Origin of the sequence: Mesorhizobium sp. M1365, assembly GCF_040317865.1 — a bacterium.
Lineage (GTDB): Bacteria > Pseudomonadota > Alphaproteobacteria > Rhizobiales > Rhizobiaceae > Mesorhizobium.
In genome coordinates, this window is sequence record NZ_JAMYLG010000033.1 from 1 (window position 1) to 17,869 (window position 17,869).

18 protein-coding genes and 1 tRNA gene are annotated in these 17,869 nt (G+C 62.0%); 11 read left to right on the top strand and 8 right to left on the bottom strand.

Annotated elements, in window-relative coordinates:
* Positions 1 to 130 precede the first annotated feature (130 nt).
* Positions 131 to 220, bottom strand: a tRNA-Ser gene (locus tag NKH04_RS25355).
* Between the two features lie 460 nt (positions 221 to 680).
* Between NKH04_RS25355 and NKH04_RS25360 the strand changes: the two genes are divergently transcribed.
* The 9 genes from NKH04_RS25360 to NKH04_RS25400 all read left to right on the top strand — a co-directional run bounded on the left by NKH04_RS25360 (position 681) and on the right by NKH04_RS25400 (position 10,079).
* Positions 681 to 1,412 carry a hypothetical protein gene (locus NKH04_RS25360; protein WP_353045161.1) on the top strand — a complete coding sequence of 244 codons (732 nt, stop codon included), beginning with the start codon at positions 681 to 683 and terminating at the stop codon, positions 1,410 to 1,412.
* Between the two features lie 274 nt (positions 1,413 to 1,686).
* Positions 1,687 to 2,910, top strand: a complete 1,224-nt coding sequence (locus NKH04_RS25365) for a septal ring lytic transglycosylase RlpA family protein (protein WP_353045162.1) — start codon at positions 1,687 to 1,689, stop codon at positions 2,908 to 2,910.
* A gap of 101 nt (positions 2,911 to 3,011) precedes the next feature.
* Entirely contained in the window at positions 3,012 to 4,172 is a 1,161-nt protein-coding gene (locus NKH04_RS25370; protein ID WP_352471861.1) for a D-alanyl-D-alanine carboxypeptidase family protein, read from the top strand.
* Between the two features lie 64 nt (positions 4,173 to 4,236).
* Positions 4,237 to 4,911 carry a dTMP kinase gene (gene tmk, locus NKH04_RS25375; RefSeq protein WP_352542016.1) on the top strand — a complete coding sequence of 225 codons (675 nt, stop codon included), beginning with the start codon at positions 4,237 to 4,239 and terminating at the stop codon, positions 4,909 to 4,911.
* The gene (locus NKH04_RS25380; protein WP_353045163.1) at positions 4,908 to 5,963 is read left to right on the top strand and encodes a DNA polymerase III subunit delta'; all 1,056 of its coding nucleotides are present in this window, start codon (positions 4,908 to 4,910) and stop codon (positions 5,961 to 5,963) included. The genes tmk and NKH04_RS25380 overlap by 4 nt, the downstream gene beginning before the upstream one ends.
* A gap of 122 nt (positions 5,964 to 6,085) precedes the next feature.
* Positions 6,086 to 7,669 carry a methionine--tRNA ligase gene (gene metG, locus NKH04_RS25385; protein ID WP_352772954.1) on the top strand — a complete coding sequence of 528 codons (1,584 nt, stop codon included), beginning with the start codon at positions 6,086 to 6,088 and terminating at the stop codon, positions 7,667 to 7,669.
* On the top strand, positions 7,669 to 8,463 hold the full coding sequence (locus NKH04_RS25390; protein WP_352919756.1) for a TatD family hydrolase: 795 nt from the start codon (positions 7,669 to 7,671) through the stop codon (positions 8,461 to 8,463). Before metG ends, NKH04_RS25390 begins: the two co-directional genes overlap by 1 nt.
* A gap of 3 nt (positions 8,464 to 8,466) precedes the next feature.
* Complete coding sequence (locus tag NKH04_RS25395; protein WP_023675062.1) at positions 8,467 to 9,285, top strand: MBL fold metallo-hydrolase; 819 nt, start codon at positions 8,467 to 8,469, stop codon at positions 9,283 to 9,285.
* A 203-nt stretch (positions 9,286 to 9,488) separates the two neighbouring features.
* On the top strand, positions 9,489 to 10,079 hold the full coding sequence (locus NKH04_RS25400; protein ID WP_352778284.1) for a hypothetical protein: 591 nt from the start codon (positions 9,489 to 9,491) through the stop codon (positions 10,077 to 10,079).
* 102 nt (positions 10,080 to 10,181) lie between these two features.
* Here NKH04_RS25400 and NKH04_RS25405 read toward each other — a convergent pair whose 3' ends face one another.
* The 4 genes from NKH04_RS25405 to NKH04_RS25420 are packed head-to-tail and all read right to left on the bottom strand — an operon-like array spanning position 10,182 to position 12,804.
* Complete coding sequence (locus NKH04_RS25405; protein ID WP_352766624.1) at positions 10,182 to 10,736, bottom strand: DUF2076 domain-containing protein; 555 nt, start codon at positions 10,734 to 10,736, stop codon at positions 10,182 to 10,184.
* A 32-nt stretch (positions 10,737 to 10,768) separates the two neighbouring features.
* Complete coding sequence (locus NKH04_RS25410) at positions 10,769 to 11,476, bottom strand: Bax inhibitor-1/YccA family protein (RefSeq protein ID WP_352448927.1); 708 nt, start codon at positions 11,474 to 11,476, stop codon at positions 10,769 to 10,771.
* Between the two features lie 24 nt (positions 11,477 to 11,500).
* Entirely contained in the window at positions 11,501 to 12,274 is a 774-nt protein-coding gene (locus NKH04_RS25415; RefSeq protein WP_353045164.1) for an anti-sigma factor family protein, read from the bottom strand.
* Positions 12,271 to 12,804: a sigma-70 family RNA polymerase sigma factor gene (locus tag NKH04_RS25420; RefSeq protein WP_502896504.1), complete on the bottom strand. Its 534-nt coding sequence runs from the start codon at positions 12,802 to 12,804 to the stop codon at positions 12,271 to 12,273. Before NKH04_RS25420 ends, NKH04_RS25415 begins: the two co-directional genes overlap by 4 nt.
* Positions 12,805 to 13,022: 218 nt before the next feature.
* Here NKH04_RS25420 and NKH04_RS25425 point away from each other — a divergent pair, with 218 nt between their 5' ends.
* Positions 13,023 to 14,207, top strand: a complete 1,185-nt coding sequence (locus NKH04_RS25425) for an amino acid aminotransferase (RefSeq protein WP_352973658.1) — start codon at positions 13,023 to 13,025, stop codon at positions 14,205 to 14,207.
* Between the two features lie 136 nt (positions 14,208 to 14,343).
* The gene (gene mazG, locus NKH04_RS25430) at positions 14,344 to 15,168 is read left to right on the top strand and encodes a nucleoside triphosphate pyrophosphohydrolase (protein WP_352973659.1); all 825 of its coding nucleotides are present in this window, start codon (positions 14,344 to 14,346) and stop codon (positions 15,166 to 15,168) included.
* 6 nt (positions 15,169 to 15,174) lie between these two features.
* On the opposite strand, the gene hflX is transcribed toward mazG, so the two are convergent.
* The 3 genes from hflX to NKH04_RS25445 form a co-directional block, all read right to left on the bottom strand.
* Positions 15,175 to 16,566, bottom strand: a complete 1,392-nt coding sequence (gene hflX / locus NKH04_RS25435) for a GTPase HflX (protein ID WP_352973660.1) — start codon at positions 16,564 to 16,566, stop codon at positions 15,175 to 15,177.
* Positions 16,567 to 16,812, bottom strand: a complete 246-nt coding sequence (hfq, locus tag NKH04_RS25440; RefSeq protein WP_006202172.1) for an RNA chaperone Hfq — start codon at positions 16,810 to 16,812, stop codon at positions 16,567 to 16,569.
* A 145-nt stretch (positions 16,813 to 16,957) separates the two neighbouring features.
* Positions 16,958 to 17,821: a D-amino-acid transaminase gene (locus NKH04_RS25445; protein ID WP_352973661.1), complete on the bottom strand. Its 864-nt coding sequence runs from the start codon at positions 17,819 to 17,821 to the stop codon at positions 16,958 to 16,960.
* Positions 17,822 to 17,869 lie beyond the last annotated feature (48 nt).

Sequence of the window (17,869 nt, forward strand, 5' to 3'; positions counted from 1 at the left end):
ACGATCTCGGGTATATCGACTTGGAACAGAGGACCTTGCAGACCATCGACAACCCGTTCGGCACGAGGTTGTCACCCATGTCTTAAGTACAATCTGTTACCCATGTCTCCGGGTTGGACATGGACGGATATGGCGGAGGGAGTGGGATTCGAACCCACGGTGGGCTTGCACCCACGCCGGTTTTCAAGACCGGTGCCTTAAACCGCTCGGCCATCCCTCCAAGGTGATTTTTCAATCACTTAGGATATCGCGAGAGGAGCGGGTTCGAGCTGTCGGTACCGGATAGGCACCAGGACGTTCCCCGACCGGTTCGCGCTCCATTCCTGTAAAGCCGCATTCAGCGCCAAGTCAACCGTGGCGGCCGCACCTTTCGGCGCGATCCAGGGCGGTGAGCAGCGTCATGGCGAGCTGTGTTTGTGCTGAGTGTGGAAAATCGTTTTTAAAACCCGCACGGACTATTAATCGTTGAGCGCTGATATGTGGAGCGCATTAGGCACATGTAAGTAAATCATATTCTGGAGTTGATTTTGGCCGTACTTGGCGCTCTCCCGCCCGGTCTTCGCTGTAGACCAGTCCGCGAAACCGACTGGGAGGGAGTGGTTGATTGCCTGTGCAGGGGCTTTCCGGCGCGTAATCGGAGTTACTGGATACACGCTCTGACCCGCTTGTCGCAGCGGCCTGTGGTTGCCGAGTTCCCACAATATGGCTTTGCTTTGGAGCATGCCGGTCGGATCGTCGGCGTCGTGCTCACCCTTTATGCTCGCTATCACGGGTCGGAGAGCGAGGAAATTCGCTGCAATCTTTCAAGCTGGTCAGTCGATGCAGATTTCCGTCCCTATGGCGCCATGTTGGTTGCGGCGGTTCTCAAGCGGAAGGACGTGACCTACACGAACATTTCGCCTGCACAAGCGACATTGAAAGCCAACCGGGCGCTCGGCTTTCGGCTCTTCTCCAGCGGACAATTTACCTTCTTGCCGGCTTTAAGTTCGGCGCAGCGGTCATGTCGCGTGGTCGAAGTGCGTCCCGATCTCCCGGAATTGGCGATGCTGCCCGAGAGTGAGAGATACATACTGTCGGAACACGCCGCGCTGGGCTGCCTGTCGTTGATCTGCATTTGCGACGGAGCAGCGTTCCCCCTGGTGTTGATGCCGCGCCGAATGTTGCACGGTGTTATCCGATGCCACCAAGTCATCTATTGCCGCTCGCTTGCGGATTTGAGCCGCTGCGCCGGCGCGATGGGGCGCTTTCTCTTGCGAAGCGGAATCCTGGTTTGCTTTGTCGACGCCAAGGAGCGGATTCCAGGCTTGGTGGGATGGTACCGCCCCAACAAGGGGCTGAAATACTTCAAAGGTCCCAGACCACCCGCACCTGGAGATCTGACGTTCACCGAACTTGTGATCTTCGGTCCCTGAATCTGCGCTCGCAGATACGCCAAGCCAGGGGCAAAGTGCGCCACCAACGAGCGTTTCTGATCGATAAGCGATGATTTTCATGCCGATCAGCGAAGCGGTCCATGCCACAATCTCGCCCGGTTCCGACCACAATCGGTTAATACGGTGATAAACAATTCCTGCGCACAAAAAGGATTGGGGTAGGGCGTCGCCGGCGTTTCTGGAGTGGGTGCTTTGGCATCGCTGACGTTCATGCTGCGGTGCCTTCGTCGATGCTATAGGGGACAATCAAAATATGCAGACCACGGCGCGCCCGCGTCTTCGTCGCGCTTCCGCTTTCGCGCTGTTTGCCTTGTCGGCAGCCTTTCTTGCAGCATGTGCCGGGCCGCAGCAAAGGGCGATGGTCAACAAGAAACCTCGCTCCAAGGAATATTTTTCCGAAGCCGAATACGGCGTGAAAGCCAGCCCGCGCGTCATGTTCAAGACGTCTCGCGGACGCGACCAGCTCGGCAAGCCCTATCAGGTGCGCGGCAAGTGGTATTATCCGAAGGAAGACAAACGTTACGCCAAGGTTGGCCTCGCATCCTGGTACGGTGAGGCCTTCCACGGCCGGTTGACGGCCAACGGCGAAGTCTACGACATGGCAGATCTGACGGCGGCGCATCCGACCATGCCGCTGCCGAGCTATGCGCGGGTCACCAACATGAAGACCGGCAGCTCGGTGATCGTGCGCGTCAACGACCGCGGGCCCTATCATGATGGACGCATCATCGATGTGTCGAAGCGCGCTGCTGAAATGCTCGATTATGCCAATGTCGGTACGGCCGAGGTGAAGGTTGAATATGTCGGCCGTGCGCCGCTCGAAGGCAATGACGGGCAGTATCTGGTGGCTTCGTATCGTCCAGGCAACAGGGCGCCGGATCCGTCGGACGGTCTGCCCAGCGGCGTCATGGTCGCGATGAATGGGCCGTCGCCAACCCTGCCGGTGAGCGCTGCTGCCGTGCCGTTCCCCGGTCAGCTGACGAATTCCGGGCAGGGATCCGATGCACGGCCTGTCATGGCGGTGCAAGCATCTGCTTCGGGAGACATTGTACTGCCCGATTTCGGCCCGATCGTGCCGGAGCGTCCGGAGATCAACCTGCCGGCGCAATCGCCGTTCACCATGGCGTCGCTGTCTTACGCCGACGAGCGCGTGCAGCGCGCCTCTAACGCGTTTGCCGGGCTGGATCGCACCGGCATGTCGTCCGCCGAGCTTCTTCACCCGTGGAAGCGGCAAGCCCCTCCGGCCGGGTCGCCCACCGCCTATGTCGCGGCGGGTTCATTCGAGAATGCCGCCGAAGCGGAGCGTGTGGCGGCCCAGCTTTCCAGCTTCGGCAAGACCGAAATCCAGCGCTCGGAACTTGAAGGCAAGGACTGGTACTCGGTCAACCTCTTTGCCGACGGTCGTGGCAGCCTGGACGAGATGCTGCAGGCAGCGTGGTCGCATGGTGCGCCGGATGCGCTTGCTGTACGCAACTGAGCTTGGGGCTGCCTGGTTTTTTCGCGCGCGATTGATCCGCCAGGCAAAAGCCTGATAGCTTCTGCCAACTTGCAAAAGCGCCGGCTCACTGGTCGAACCTGATGAAATCTTTTCACCCTTTCACCGGGCTTGTGGCGCTCGGCCTGCTGCTGCTCTCGCTTGCGCAGGCCTCAGCTCAGCTTTTCGAGACCAAGGCCGCCCAGGCCTTCATGATCGATGCCGAAACCGGAACCGTGCTGTTTTCCAAGGACGCCGACAGGTTGATCCCGCCGGCCTCGCTGGCCAAGCTGATGACGATGGAAGTGGCTTTCGACGCCATCAAATCAGGGCGCATGACGCTCGATGACACCTTCGTGGTGAGCGAGAACGCCTGGCGCAAAGGCGGCGCTCCTTCGGGGACATCGACCATGTTCGCCAAGCTCAAGTCGACGATCCGGCTGGAAGACCTGATCCAGGGCGTGACCGTGCAGGCGGCCAATGACGGCTGTATCGTCATCGCTGAAGGGATGGCCGGGTCCGAAGCAAACTTCGCGGCGCAGATGACCGGGCGTGCCCGCCAGATCGGCTTGCAGAAATCGACTTTCGTCAATTCCACCGGTCTGCCGGCCGATGGGCAGCAAACGAGCGTTCGCGAACTCGCGCTTCTGGCGCTGCATATCTGGCGCAACTACCCGGATCTCTACCGCTATTACGGCCAGAAGGATTTTACCTGGAACAAGATTTCCCAGAGGAACCGCAATCCGCTACTGGCCATGGACATAGGCGCCGACGGGCTCGCGGTCGGTGCCAGCGAGCAATCCGGGTTCGGCATTGTCGGCTCGGTCAGCCACAACGGCACAAGGGTGATCGCGGCGATGAGCGGCCTGGCTAACGACCGTGAGCGGGCTGAGGAAGCGCGAAAGCTGCTCGACTGGGGCGTTCGCTCCTTCGAGAAGACTGAAGTATTCGCCAAGGACGAAGTGGTTGGCGAAGCCCAGGTCTTTGGCGGTGCCAAGTCCGGTGTCGCGTTAAAGGCAAAAGGACCGGTGCAGATCTTCCTGCCGATCACCAACCGAGACAAGCTCACCGCCAGGATCGTCTATGACGGACCGGTGGCAGCGCCGGTGGAGGAGGGGCAGCCGGTGGGTACGCTGCGCGTCTGGATCGGCGATACGCTGAGCCAGGAGACGCCGCTGTTTGCCGCCGAGTCGATCGGTGTCGGTTCGCTGCCGCAGCGCGCGCTCGACGCCGCCAAGGAACTGGCCGTCGGCTGGCTGCGTTAGCACCGTCGCGGTGGACCTTTTTTCCCGCCGGGACTATACGGTCCCCGAAGTATGGACAAAGGCTTTGGCGCGCGGATTTTTCATCACTTTTGAAGGCGGCGAAGGAGCAGGCAAGTCGACGCAGATCGAGCGGCTGGCAAAGAAGATGCGCGCCAAGAAATACGATGTGCTGGTGACACGTGAGCCGGGTGGCTCGCCGGGCGCGGAGGCGGTCAGGCATGTCCTGCTTTCAGGCGCAGCCGAGCCGTTCGGCCCCAAGATGGAAGCTCTGCTTTTCGCCGCTGCGCGTTCCGACCATGTCGAACAGGTCATCCGGCCGGCAGTCGAGCGCGGTTCGGTCGTACTTTGCGATCGTTTCATGGATTCCTCGCGCGTCTACCAGGGCGTCACCGGCGGCCTCGACCCGGCATTCATGGACGCATTGGAGAAGGTCGCCATCAACGGCATGGTGCCGGACATGACACTGATCTTCGACATCGACCCCGCCGAGGGCCTGAGGCGCGCTACCGCCCGGCGGGGCAGCAGTGACGGACCGGACCGCTTCGAGAAAGAAACATTGGCCATCCACCAACGCCGGCGCGAGGCGTTTCTCGCGATCGCCTCAGCTGAACCCGAACGCTGCGTTGTCGTCGATGCCTCAGCCGACCTAGATGCGGTGGAGGATGTCGTTACCGCCGCGGTCTTCGCGGCTCTCGAGAGGATGATGCCGGCGCAAAGAAAGCAGGCGGCGCCAGCATGATTTTCGAACGCATCGCGCCCGAACAGCACGACACGCTGGACGGGGTGCCCGAGCCATCCGAGACGCCGCGTCTTGTCGGTCACCTGCAGGCGGCCAACATGCTCGCCACCGCTTACCGCTCGGGAAAGCTGCCGCACGCACTGATCTTTGCCGGACCGGTTGGCATCGGCAAGGCGACGCTGGCCTTTCACCTGGCGCATCATCTGTTGAAGCACCCGGCCTTCGAGCAGGCGCCGGAAAGCCTTGCCGTTCCAGATCCGGCTTCGTCGCTGTTTCGACAGATCGCCGCCGGCGCGCATCCTTCGGTGCTGCATCTTACACGCCCGGTGAACGACAAGACCAAGAGCTTCAAGACAGTGGTCACGGTCGACGAAATCCGCAAGGTCAGCCGTTTTCTGTCGCTGACCTCGCACGACGGCAGCTACCGGGTGGTTATCGTCGATCCCGCCGACGACATGAACACCAATGCTGCCAATGCCTTGCTGAAGAATCTTGAAGAGCCACCCGCGCGCACCTTGTTCATCCTCATCGTCCATGCGCCGGGCAGTCTGCTGCCGACGATCAGGTCGCGCTGCCAGATGGTGCGGTTGGCGCCGCTCGATGCCGAGAGCTTGATGACGGTTCTGGAGGGCATCGAGCCGCCGCCACCGGAGAATCCTGCGGCGCGCGCGGCGCTGGCGGAGCGGTCAGGGGGCAGCGCGCGCAATGCGATCCTGTTGACGCAGTATGGCGGGCTCGAAATCGCCGCCACCCTCGACGCTCTGGTGATGTCCAAGAAGTTAGATGTCGCGGCGGCCTACCGTCTTGCCGAGGCGGTCGCCGGCCGCGACCAGGCGATCCCGTTCGAGATATTCAATCGCCGTGCGCTTGATCTGCTGTCGGCCGGCGCCAGCCAGGCCGCGCTCGCCGGCGATCTCGCGCGAGCCAAAACGCTGTCGGATACTTGGCACGCGGCTTTGAACGCTATATCTGAAACCGAGACCTACAACCTCGACAAAAAGCAGCACGCCCTGACCATGATCGACCGCCTGAATTCTGCAATGCGAATGTGACGGCCGCTGGCGTGGCTTTTGAAGCCCCTGAGTATTGATTCCCAATCAATCGCAGGAACTTCGAAGCCACCACATTGGCGTCGGATGGCAATTGCCGTTTCGATGCGATATCTCACCGCGACATCTTTCATTCAGACATTCATGACGGCTCATCCATGGCACGCGAAAAATACTACGTCACGACGCCGATTTTCTATCCGAACGGCAAGCCGCATATCGGCCATGCCTACAATGTCATCGCCAGCGACACGCTGGCCCGCTTCCAGCGGCTCGATGGCAAGGACGTCTTCTTCGTCTCGGGAACCGACGAGCACGGTTTGAAGATGCAGCAGACGGCGGACGCCGAAGGCCTGACGCCGAAAGCGCTTGCCGATCGCAACTCGGCGATCTTCCGCTCGATGCTCGAAGCGACCGGTTGCTCGAACGACGTTTTCATCCGCACCACCGAAGAGCGTCATTACAAGGCCTGCCAGGCGATCTGGACGCGCATGGCTGAGAATGGCGACATCTACCTCGACCGCTACAGTGGCTGGTATTCGGTGCGGCAGGAAGCCTATTTCGACGAGGCCGAAACCAAGGTCGGTGACGACGGCGTGCGCCGCGAACCGCTCGGCTCGCCTGTCGAATGGACCGAGGAAGAGAGCTATTTCTTCCGCCTTTCCGCCTATCAGGACAGACTGCTCGCGCTCTATGAGAACAGCCCCGAGTTCGTCGGACCGGCGGAGCGGCGCAATGAAATCATCAGCTTTGTCAAATCCGGCCTGAAGGATCTGTCGATCTCGCGCACCACATTCAAATGGGGCGTGCCGGTGCCCGGCGATGAGAAGCATGTGATGTATGTCTGGGTCGATGCCCTAACCAATTACATCACCGCCGCCGGTTATCCGGATCCGACCAATGAGAGATGGTCTTTCTGGCCGGCGAACGTCCACGTCATCGGCAAGGATATCATCCGCTTCCACGCGGTCTACTGGCCGGCATTCCTGATGTCGGCCGGCATCGAATTGCCGAAGCGCGTGTTTGCGCATGGTTTTCTGTTCAACCGTGGCGAGAAGATGTCGAAGTCGGTCGGCAATGTCGTCGACCCGTTCGCGATGATCGAGCACTACGGCCTCGACCAAGTGCGCTATTTCTTCATGCGCGAAGTGCCGTTCGGCCAGGACGGCAGCTACAGCCATGATGCGATCGTCAACCGCACCAATGCCGACCTTGCCAATGGCCTCGGCAATCTGGCGCAGCGCTCGCTGAAGATGGTCGCCAAGAACTGCAGCGGCGCGGTGCCAAAGCGCGGCGAACTGACCGAAGCCGACAGCGCCATCCTCGACCAAGCGGTGGGGGCACTCGCCGTCGCGCGAAAGGCGATGGCGGATCAGGGCATCCATTTGGCGCTGGCGGCGATCTTCGGAGTGGTGGCCGAAGCTGACCGCTATTTCGCCTCTCAGCAACCCTGGGCGCTAAGCAAAAGCGATCCAGAGCGTATGAAGACAGTTCTGTGGACGACGATCGAAGTCGTCCGGCGCGTGACGCTGCTCTGCCAGCCCTTTGTTCCGGGGTCGGCTGCTAAGCTGCTCGACCTGCTGGCGGTGCCGGCAGACAACCGTGACTTTGCGCATGTCCACGCCGACTATGCGCTGGTGCCTGGCACGGCATTGCCCGCGCCGGAGGCGGTCTTTCCGCGTTACGAAAAGCAGGACGCGAACGCCTGATGCTGGTCGACAGTCACTGCCATCTCGACTTTCCGGATTTCGCCGAAGAGCGGGCGGCCATCGTCGCCCGCGCCCTAGCGGCCGGCATCGGCCGAATGGTGACGATCTCGACGAGGGTGAAGCGATTTAACCAAGTGCTTGAGATTGCAGAGACTTTCGATGATGTCTATTGCTCGGTCGGCACCCATCCGCATAATGCGGCCGAAGAGCTTGACGTCACTGTCGATGATCTGGTGCGGCTCTCTGCTCATCGCAAAGTGGTGGCGATCGGCGAGGCCGGGCTCGACTATTTCTACGATCATGCGCCGCGCGACGCACAGGCGCAGGGCTTTCGCACCCATATCGCCGCGGCGCGCGTGACCGGTCTGCCGCTGGTCATCCATTCGCGCGACGCCGACGACGACATGGCTGATATCCTCGAAGAAGAAACGGGGAAGGGCGCCTTCCCCTTCATCCTGCACTGTTTTTCGTCGGGGCGTCGGCTGGCCGAGATCGGCGTGGCGCTCGGCGGCTACGTCTCGTTTTCCGGTATCCTGACCTTCAAGAACTCCGCCGAGCTGCGCGCCGTCGCCGCCGATGTGCCGCGCGACCGTCTGCTGGTCGAAACCGACGCGCCATACCTTGCGCCGATCCCGTTTCGCGGCAAGCGTAATGAGCCCGCCTATGTCGCGTATGCAGCCAAGGTGCTGGCGGAGACGATCGGCTTCAGCGAGGCCGAGATCGCTAATATCACCACGGATAATTTCTTCCGGCTGTTCAGGAAAATGCCGCGCCCGAGCGCGCCGGGCGCCTGACGCATGAGCGACCGGCTACGTCTTACCGTCCTCGGCTGCGGCTCATCGCCGGGCACGCCACGCATCACCGGCGACTGGGGCAATTGCGATCCCGCGAACCCCCGGAACCGGCGCACGCGCACCGCAGCGCTCGTCGAGCGGATCGCGGCGAGTGGCGCCCGGACCACGGTCGTCATCGACACCGGCCCGGATTTCCGCGAGCAGATGCTGCTGGCATCGGTCAAGCGCATCGATGCGGTGGTCTATACACATCCGCATGCCGACCATATCCACGGCATCGACGATTTGCGCGGCTTCGTGCTCGAGCAGCGCCACCGGATCGACATCCATGCGGATCAGGCTACCATGCTGCGCCTACGCGAGGCGTTCCGCTACTGTTTCGAAACACCGAAAGGCAGTTCGTATCCGCCGATCGTCAACGCCCATATCATCGACCACCACAGGCCGGTGGTGATCGCAGGCGAGGGCGGCGCCCTCACCCTCGAACCGCTGCTGCAGCTCCATGGCGACATCACCTCGCTGGGTTTCCGCATCGGTGGGCTGGCCTATTGCCCTGACGTCAGCGACTTTCCGGAGGCGACCGCCAAGCGTTTGCGCGGGCTGGACATGCTGGTCATCGACGCGCTGCAATACACCGTCCATCCGAGCCATCTGTCGCTTGGCCAGGCGCTTGGCTGGATCGAAAGGCTGGCGCCGAAGAACGCGGTGCTGACGCATATGCATGTGCCACTCGACTACGCTACGGTAATGGCCGAGACGCCGGCCAACGTCGAGCCTGCTTATGACGGCATGACGATCGAAATCCCTTACGAATCAGCGTGAAAGACCAAGATTTTATGGCCTGGGTTCCCGAGTTGGATCTCGCGAGGTGCTAGCTTCACGTCACATCCAATCGGCCATGCCAGTTCCATAATCTATCTTATGCGACTACGCCTATAGCATCCGATGGCGGCGAGATCAGGCCGGTCACTCGTAGACGTTCGCAACAGCGCTGTGGGGCAACGGGCATGCTAGGATTGCGAATCATGAAGACGCTTCCGCTGCTTGCAGGTCTTGCCCTCACCCTCGCCTGCGCGCTCACCGATGCGCGAGCTCAGGATGTCAGTCGTACGCCAGGCGAGAACGACCTGGCTTTCGCCAAACGTGTTGTTGGGTTCGCCGACAATGCTGATCCGCACACCACAGCCGTGAGCTGGAACGGCCTCCAGACACTCTTCGTCGATTACCAGACCGCCGAGGACTATCCGGAACGCCCGCTCGTCGCGCTGCAACGGCTAGCTGACAACAGATATCGCGCAATCCAGGTCACGCTCGGTGAACAAGAGGGCGACACACCGGACATCGCGCTCGGCCTCGCCAACGCCGACCACGACCCGGCAAAGGAACTGATCGTGATACTTTCCTGGGCTCAGATGCACTACGATGTCGAAGGGACGCTCTACGAAGTTCGCATCTTCGATGGCCCCAAGCCAGGCCAGAAGGCGCTGACTCAATTGAAAGCGAGCCGGAAGTTCGACGCCACATGCGACTGCCATTGGCGCGACGGCACAACGAAGCACTTCCGCTTCAAGACGATCGCAGCGGTCAAGGCTGAACTGAAGCGCCTGGGTTATTAGCCGCCGGCGAGGGCTCGCTTCCCGGATGTTGCCCTCGCCATCTCGCCTATGCTTACCCGCAATCGTCCCCAGCGCCGGTACAGGCACAGTCTGGGTCGCTCATCAGAACTCCATATCACCGAAGTCACCGCCATTGTCGGAGCTGGCATCGCCTGCCTGATCGGCTTCGTCCGGCTGCGGCGTCGGCTGTTCAGCTGCCTTCGCTTCGCTGCCGCCAAACACGCCGGCGATCGCGTTGCCGAGCAGCACGCCGCCCGCCACGCCCATCGCGGTCTGCGCGGCGCCGGCAAGAAAACCGCCGCCTGCCCGCTGTGGCGTGTCCTGCGGCCCTTCAGTTGCAACGGAGGCGGTGCGCCCTACCCGCGGCACCGAGCCTGAGCGCCTGCCGCCGCTGCGGCCGAAGAAGCCGCTGAGCGGTCCACCGCCGGCCGGCTGCCGCGCCTGCTCCTCCAGTTCTTCTATGCGCGCCTGAGCTGCGTTCAGGGCCTGCTCCTGCACCACGATCGTCTGGGCCATGTAATATGGCGCCCCAGGCTGCTGGGTGATCTGGTCCTGGATGAAGCGCTCTGCTTCGGCATCGCGCCGGGGCGCCTGGCGCTCGGCGCTTGCCAACTTCTCGAAGAGCTGTCCGATCGCTTGCTGATCGTTTCTGTCCATGATGTCCAACTCCGGTCTTGGTTCAACGCCGGCTATTCGCGCTCGCCGGTGAAGTTCAACAGCAGTTGGAAGATGTTGATGAAGTTCAGATAGAGCGAGAATGCACCGAAGACAGCGAGTTTCTGCTGTGATTCCGCGCCGAAGTTTTCCGCATACTGCTCTTTGATCGTCTGGGTATCCCAGGCGGTGAGGCCGATGAAGACGGCGATGCCGATCACAGAGATCGCGAATTGGAGCGCGGTCGAGCCCAGGAAGATATTGACGATGCTGGCGATCACCACGCCTATCAGGCCCATGATCAGGAACGACGAAAACTGCGTCAGGTCGCGTTTGGTCGTGTACCCGTAAAGGCTGGTCGCGCCGAACATGGTGGCGGCGATGAAGAAGGTGCGTGCGATGCTGGTGCCGGTAAAGACCAGGAACACGGAAGCCAGCGACAGGCCCATGACCGCGCAGAATGCCCAGAACATCGCCTGGGCGCCGGCTGCCGACATCGCCTGCATCCGAAACGAGAACAAGAGCACAAAGGCCAGCGGGGCCAGCATCACCACCCATTTCAGCGGTGTGGAGAAGATCGGCACGTAAAGAGCGGGCGTGGAAGCCACCACGAACGCGATCACGCCCGTAACGACGAGGCCAAGGCCCATATAGTTATAGACGCGCAGCATGTGCCGGCGCAGGCCTTCATCGTAGACGGCTCCGGCTCGGGCTCCGGCCCCGATATATCCGAGATTGTTCATGTGGTTCTCCTTCTTGCAGGTCGATCAGTAAAGCGTTTTGGCGAGGGCTTCGGCCGTGCGATCGAGACCGCCGACATCGCTGCGTCCGACGACCGCGTAGGCGACCTCGCCGATCTGGAAATAAGCCGAGGAAACTTCGCCCGAGGGAACGACGGTCGGCTTGACGACGTCGAATGTTCCGGGCCTGATCGCGAACAACGAGACCAGCCCCATCTCTTTCGTCTCGACAGCCATCTCGACGCTCGGTCCGAATTGCGATGGATAGATCTGCACGTCACGGACCGTCCAGTCCGGTGGCAGCGATGGCATCACGATCGCCGTCGCGGCGCGGATTTCGTCGGCATTGTAGCCGGGTGCTTCGGGTTGCGACGACATCGCCTCGCGCACGAGCGTCGTGCGGTGCGCCCGGACCGCATCCTCCACATAGGCCGGCGGATGGGTCGAAGCGACGACTTCCGTCACCGATATCGGTCCGATGAGCCCGTTCGCAAGCCAGCCGGCAGCGACGAAGACAGCAACTGCCGCAGCTCGCTGCAAAGCACCAAGGACGCGGCCGCGCGCCAATCCCCGCTCCAGCCGCCGTGCAGCATCGGCCGTCGCGGGCCGCGCCATGCCTTTCGATCCGGCAAGCGCCACGCGCAATTCGTCACGCATCCGTAAGTCGGACATCACCCGCGCGGCCGCGTCCGGGCGGGCCGAAAGGAACGCCTCGACCTCGATGCGACGAGTCACGTCCAGCTGATCGTCGACATAGGCGTCGAGATCAGTGTCGGTGACGGGATCGCGCAGTTGGTTCATGATCCACCTCCGACGATCTTCAGATGGCCTTTCGCGCGTGCCGGCACCGCGTCCTCCATCTCGCGCAGGGCCGCACGCGCCCTGCCGATGCGCGACATCAGCGTGCCAAGCGGCACGCCACTCACCTCAGCGGCCTGGCTGTAGCTAAGCCCCTCGATGGCGACGAGATGCAACGCCGAACGCTGCTCCTCCGGCAATTCGAAAAACGCTTCGCGCACCTGCGCCAGACGGACCGAATGTTCCTGCGGCGCCGGGACATTCGCCTCGGCGAGATAGCCGGCCTGTTCGATGCGCATTGCTTCGGATTTGCGGGACCGCAGACCGTCGATGAATGCATTATGGACGATCGACAGCAGCCATACGCGAAGATTTCCGCCGGAGCGGAAGCTGCCGCGTCGCTCATAGGCACGCACCAGCGCATCATGCACCAGATCCTCTGCATCGGCGCTGTCGCGCGTCAGCGAGCGTGCATAGCGGCGCAGCGAACCGAGCTGTCCCAGAATATCGAAGCGTGGCATCGGCCGTTTCATGTCCTGTTTACGGAGCAGGTCGGGATGTTAATCCCGCTCTCCCCGAAATTTTCTTACGGCTCGCCGCGTTCTCGTCCTGGGAGATATCGGGCCCGCTCTCGCCCGCCAGATAGTATCGGCCGCCTTCGAGGCAAACCGGCGCCGAGTTGGCGCATATGAAACTGCTGGCAAAGCACGGCCGGTTTGCGTATCACTCCGCCGCCAACGGAACCTTATCGATGTTCGAAAATCTCCAGCCCGCGCCTGCCGACAAGATCCTGGCCTTGATCGGCCTCTATCGCGCCGACCCGCGTCCCGACAAGGTCGATCTTGGGGTCGGCGTCTATAAGGATCGCGACGGCAAGACGCCGGTGATGCGCGCGGTGCGCGAAGCCGAAAAGCGGCTGTTGCAGGGCCAGGATACCAAGACCTATCTCGGCCTTGCCGGCGATACCGCCTTCAACGCGGCGATGGCCAAGTTGGTGTTCGGCCCAGCCGCCGACATGACGCGCATTCGTGCGGCGCAGGCGCCAGGCGGCTCCGGCGCGCTGCGGCTGGTGGCAGAGCTGCTGAAAAGGACCCGCACCGACGCGATGGTCTGGCTGTCGGATCCGACATGGCCGAACCACATGCCGGTGATGCGCGCCGCTGGCCTGCAGATACGCGAATATCCCTATTTCGACGCTGCTTCTGGTGCGGTTCGCTTCGACGACATGCTGAATGCATTGAGAACCGCGAATCCTGGCGACGTCGTATTGTTGCATGGCTGCTGCCATAACCCGACAGGCGCCAATCTAGACATCTCGCAATGGGCTGCCATTGCCGATCTTGTCGTTGAGCGCGGCCTGCTGCCCTTTGTCGACATCGCCTATCAGGGCTTTGGCGAGGGACTTGATGCGGATGCCGCCGGCTTGCGCCTTCTGGCGGCAAAAGTTCCGGAAATGGTCGTTGCCTCCAGCTGCTCGAAGAACTTTGCCGTCTATCGCGACCGAGTCGGTGCAGCGCTGATCATGGCGAAAGGTGGCGCGCAGGCGGATTTGGCGATGGGCCAGATGCTGTCGGCGGCGCGCGCAATGTATTCGATGCCGCCGGACCACGGCGCGGCGGCGGTGCGCATCGTGCTTGAAGACCCCGCATTGCGTTCCGACTGGGAGGCAGAGCTTGAAGAGATGCGGCTGCGCATGCTGCGGCTGCGCGTCCAGTTCGCCGAGGCGCTGCGGCGGCAGTCCAACTCCGACCGTTTCGATTTCGTCGCCAGCCATCGCGGCATGTTTTCCCGGCTTGGCCTGTCGGAAGCGCAAGTCGAGCGGCTGCGCGCCGAGCATGCCATCTATATGGTCGGCGACAGCCGCATCAACGTTGCCGGCCTGCCCGAGGACGGCATGGATGCGCTCGCCAAGGCGATAGTCTCCGTGCTCGACTGATGCTTTTGCTAACTAGGATCTTCCGGAAACCGGCTTCCACTTTCGTATCATGGTCTGGCGGCCCGTCTGTGGACAAGGCGCCCTCACCGGCTGAAGCCGTTGGCCGCACAGCCGTGTACAGGATAGCGTTTCCCAGATGAAACCCTCGAAAGACATTTCCCGACTGATCGAGATCATGGCAGCGCTGCGGGCGCCGGAAACCGGCTGCCCGTGGGATATCGAGCAGGACTTTTCGACAATCGCGCCGTACACGATCGAGGAAGCCTACGAAGTGGCGGACGCCATTGCGCGTGGCGATCTGGACGATCTGCGGGATGAACTCGGCGATCTCCTGCTGCAAGTGGTCTACCACGCGCAAATGGCCGAGGAGGCCGGCGAATTTTCATTCGGCGATGTGGTCCTGGCCATCACCACAAAAATGATCCGCCGCCACCCCCATGTCTTCGGCGACGACAAGGCGCGCAGCGCCAGCATGGCCAAGGGCATGTGGGAAAAGATCAAGGCAGAGGAAAAGGCGGAGAAGCGCAGTGCGCGCCTCGCCCGTGGGCTCGACCCGGAAGACCATGGCAAGGGCTTTCTCGACAGCGTGCCGGTCGCCCTGCCCGCGCTGACCCGGGCGCTCAAGCTGCAGGAAAAGGCCGCCCGCGTCGGCTTCGACTGGAGCGAGGCGGCACCGATCCTCGATAAGATCGAGGAGGAGATTGGCGAATTGCGCGAAGCGCTGGCCAAAGGCGACAGCGCGCCGATCAAGGATGAGTTCGGCGACATGCTGTTTGCGGTCGTCAATCTCGGCCGGCACCTCAAAATTGATTCCGAAGCGGCACTCAGCGGCACCAACGAAAAATTTCGGTCGCGCTTCCACTATGTCGAGCGGACGCTGCAAGCGTCGGGAAACAGCCTTGAAGAGGCAACGCTGGACGAGATGGAAGCGCTCTGGCAGCAGGCAAAAAGCGCGAAGTAAACGCCCCTACCCATTGTTTTGACGGCGCAATCGGCTTTCGATCTCCTGCCGGGCGCTGTGCGTGGCCTTGAGCGCGATGGTCACGCTGCCATCCTCATTGTCATCACGCGAGACGATGTCGCCGTTGCGGTAAAGCCAGTCGACGACGCCGAGTTGGTCAGGCTTGAGTGTGACGGTGAACGTCTCCAGTTCGCCCGACATCATCGTCTCGATGATCGCCTTCAGCGCATCGATGCCCTCGCCGGTCACCGCCGATATGGCGATCGGCGGTGCCTTCTTGCCGGCAGCACCGTCGGCAAGCAGCCGCGCCCGGTTGCCCTCGTCGAGCCGGTCGATCTTGTTCCATACTTCGATGACGCGCTTGCTATCGCGGGCATCGACGCCGAGATCGGCAAGGATGCGCTCGACATCTTCGGCCTGCGCGGCCGTATCGGGATCGGAGATGTCGCGCAGATGAATGACGAGGTCTGCCTCGACCACTTCCTCCAGCGTCGCCCTGAAGGCCGCGACCAGATGCGTTGGCAGGTCGGAAATGAAGCCGACCGTATCGGAAAGGATGATCGGCGTGCCGTGCGGCAGACGCACGCGGCGCAGCGTCGGGTCGAGCGTGGCAAACAGCATGTCTTCGGCCAGCACCCCTGCTCCAGTCAGCCGGTTGAACAGAGTCGACTTGCCGGCATTGGTGTAGCCGACGATCGCCACCACCGGAAATGGCACCTTCTTGCGCTTGGCGCGGTGCAGGTCGCGGGTGCGGCGCACAGTTTCGAGCTCGTGCTTCAGCTTGGTGATCTTGTCCTGCAGCACACGCCGATCCGACTCGATCTGGGTCTCGCCAGGGCCGCCGAGAAAGCCGGCGCCGCCACGCTGGCGCTCGAGGTGGGTCCAGCTCCGCACAAGGCGGCCTTTCTGGTAGTTGAGATGGGCAAGATCGACCTGCAGCGTGCCTTCCTTGGTGCGGGCGCGCTCGCCGAAAATCTCCAGGATCAGCCCGGTGCGGTCGAGCACCTTGGCGTTCAACTCTTTTTCGAGGTTGCGCTGCTGTACCGGGGTCAGCGGATGATCGACAATGACCACTTCCGCGTGGCCCTCTTTGACGATCTCAGCGAACTCCGCCACCTTGCCGCTGCCGAGCAAGGTCGCCGGGCGTGGATCGTTGACGGTCACCACCGCCGTGTGGACCAGGTCGAGGTCGATGGCGCTGGCGAGGCCGACGGCCTCGTCGCGACGAGCCTCGGCGGAACGGGTCAGGCGGGGGCGGTTGGTGTCGTCGTCGCCACGCGGCTGCCGGGTAAGCACCGGCACGATTACCACCGCCCGGGTCGGGCCGTTGGCCTCTGTCCCGGTCTGATGTGCTGGTTTTCCGCGAACGCGGCGGTCCGCGTCTTTCTCACGTGCCAATCAGGCGCCCTGGCTTTCCTCACCATCGAACATCTGAACCGGCTGGCTCGGCATGATCGTGGAAATAGCGTGCTTGTAGACAAGCTGGGAATGGCCGTCGCGACGCAGCAGAACGCAGAAATTGTCGAACGAAGTGACCACGCCGGTCAGCTTCACGCCGTTGATGAGAAAGATGGTGAGTGGATTTTTGCTCTTGCGAACTGAATTCAGGAACAGGTCCTGAAGATTTTGCGATCGTTCCGCCATTGTTCTTGTCTTTCGCCGATCCCCTTCGGTTTGCAGGCCAATGCGCCAAATTAGCCGGCACATGTCAAGCACGCAAACACCATCTTGCCGTCAGTAACGACAAGCAGAACGAGATATATTGATGTTCATTCCATCTGTGCGGTTATCAGGCTGGACTTTTTTCCGCAACGTCAAAAAAGGCCTGCCGTAATGAAACTGTTATCGAGCCCGGGTGGCCGTTGGCGACGGGAGCGCCATCGATCGCCACCACCGGCATGGCAATCGTGGTCGCGGAGCTGATGAAAACCTCGCGCGCGGCCTTGGCTTCGGCCACCGAAAAACCGCGCTCCTCGATCTTCAGGCCGAGCTTGGCGGCCACGTCGAACAGCGTCGTACGGGTGATGCCGCGCAGGATGCCGTGCTCGGCCGGCCGCGTCACCAGCACGCCATCCCCGGTGATGATCCAGGCGTTCGACGATCCACCTTCCTTGATGGTGCCGTCGACATCGACGAACCAGGCCTCCTGAGCGCCGGCTTCCTTGGCTTTCTGCTTGGCCAGCACGTTCGGCAACAGGCCGACCGACTTGATATCGACCCGATCCCACCGGTTCTCCGGCACCGTGATGATCCGGATCCCGCTCTCGGCCCGCTTCGCGGCAGCTGCAGGATCGGCTTTTCTGGCGGTCACCACCAGCGACGGCTTCGTGCCCGCTGGCGGGAAGAAAAACTCGCGGCTGGCGACACCGCGTGTCACCTGGACATAGACCAGGCCGTCAACGACACGGTTGCGGCGCACCACCTCGCGCATGACGAGCGGCAGCACGCTGCGCGTGACCGGCCAATCGATCGAGAGTTCGGTGAGCGAGCGGTTCAATCGGGCGAGATGGCGCGGCATGTCGACGATGAAGCCTCGTGCCACCTCGCAGACCTCGTAGACGCCGTCGGCGAATTGATAACCACGGTCCTCGATATGCACGGAAGCTTCGGCGTGAGCGACGTAGCGCCCGTTCACATACGCAATGCGCGGCATGGCTAATCCCTGAGAGAAGTCCAGCCTTCTTATGCGATTCCAAGACCG

Bases quoted from the DNA above. Each gene is read 5' to 3' on its own strand.
- NKH04_RS25395 (WP_023675062.1), top strand. From the start codon at position 8,467: ATGAGCGACCGGCTACGTCTTACCGTCCTCGGCTGCGGCTCATCGCCG.
- NKH04_RS25405 (WP_352766624.1), bottom strand. From the start codon at position 10,736: ATGGACAGAAACGATCAGCAAGCGATCGGACAGCTCTTCGAGAAGTTG.
- mazG (WP_352973659.1), top strand. From the start codon at position 14,344: ATGAAACCCTCGAAAGACATTTCCCGACTGATCGAGATCATGGCAGCG.
- NKH04_RS25390 (WP_352919756.1), top strand. From the start codon at position 7,669: ATGCTGGTCGACAGTCACTGCCATCTCGACTTTCCGGATTTCGCCGAA.
- NKH04_RS25415 (WP_353045164.1), bottom strand. From the start codon at position 12,274: ATGAACCAACTGCGCGATCCCGTCACCGACACTGATCTCGACGCCTAT.
- NKH04_RS25400 (WP_352778284.1), top strand. From the start codon at position 9,489: ATGAAGACGCTTCCGCTGCTTGCAGGTCTTGCCCTCACCCTCGCCTGC.
- NKH04_RS25420 (WP_502896504.1), bottom strand. From the start codon at position 12,804: ATGAAACGGCCGATGCCACGCTTCGATATTCTGGGACAGCTCGGTTCG.
- NKH04_RS25370 (WP_352471861.1), top strand. From the start codon at position 3,012: ATGAAATCTTTTCACCCTTTCACCGGGCTTGTGGCGCTCGGCCTGCTG.
- NKH04_RS25445 (WP_352973661.1), bottom strand. From the start codon at position 17,821: ATGCCGCGCATTGCGTATGTGAACGGGCGCTACGTCGCTCACGCCGAA.
- hfq (WP_006202172.1), bottom strand. From the start codon at position 16,812: ATGGCGGAACGATCGCAAAATCTTCAGGACCTGTTCCTGAATTCAGTT.
- NKH04_RS25410 (WP_352448927.1), bottom strand. From the start codon at position 11,476: ATGAACAATCTCGGATATATCGGGGCCGGAGCCCGAGCCGGAGCCGTC.
- NKH04_RS25365 (WP_353045162.1), top strand. From the start codon at position 1,687: ATGCAGACCACGGCGCGCCCGCGTCTTCGTCGCGCTTCCGCTTTCGCG.
- NKH04_RS25380 (WP_353045163.1), top strand. From the start codon at position 4,908: ATGATTTTCGAACGCATCGCGCCCGAACAGCACGACACGCTGGACGGG.
- NKH04_RS25425 (WP_352973658.1), top strand. From the start codon at position 13,023: ATGTTCGAAAATCTCCAGCCCGCGCCTGCCGACAAGATCCTGGCCTTG.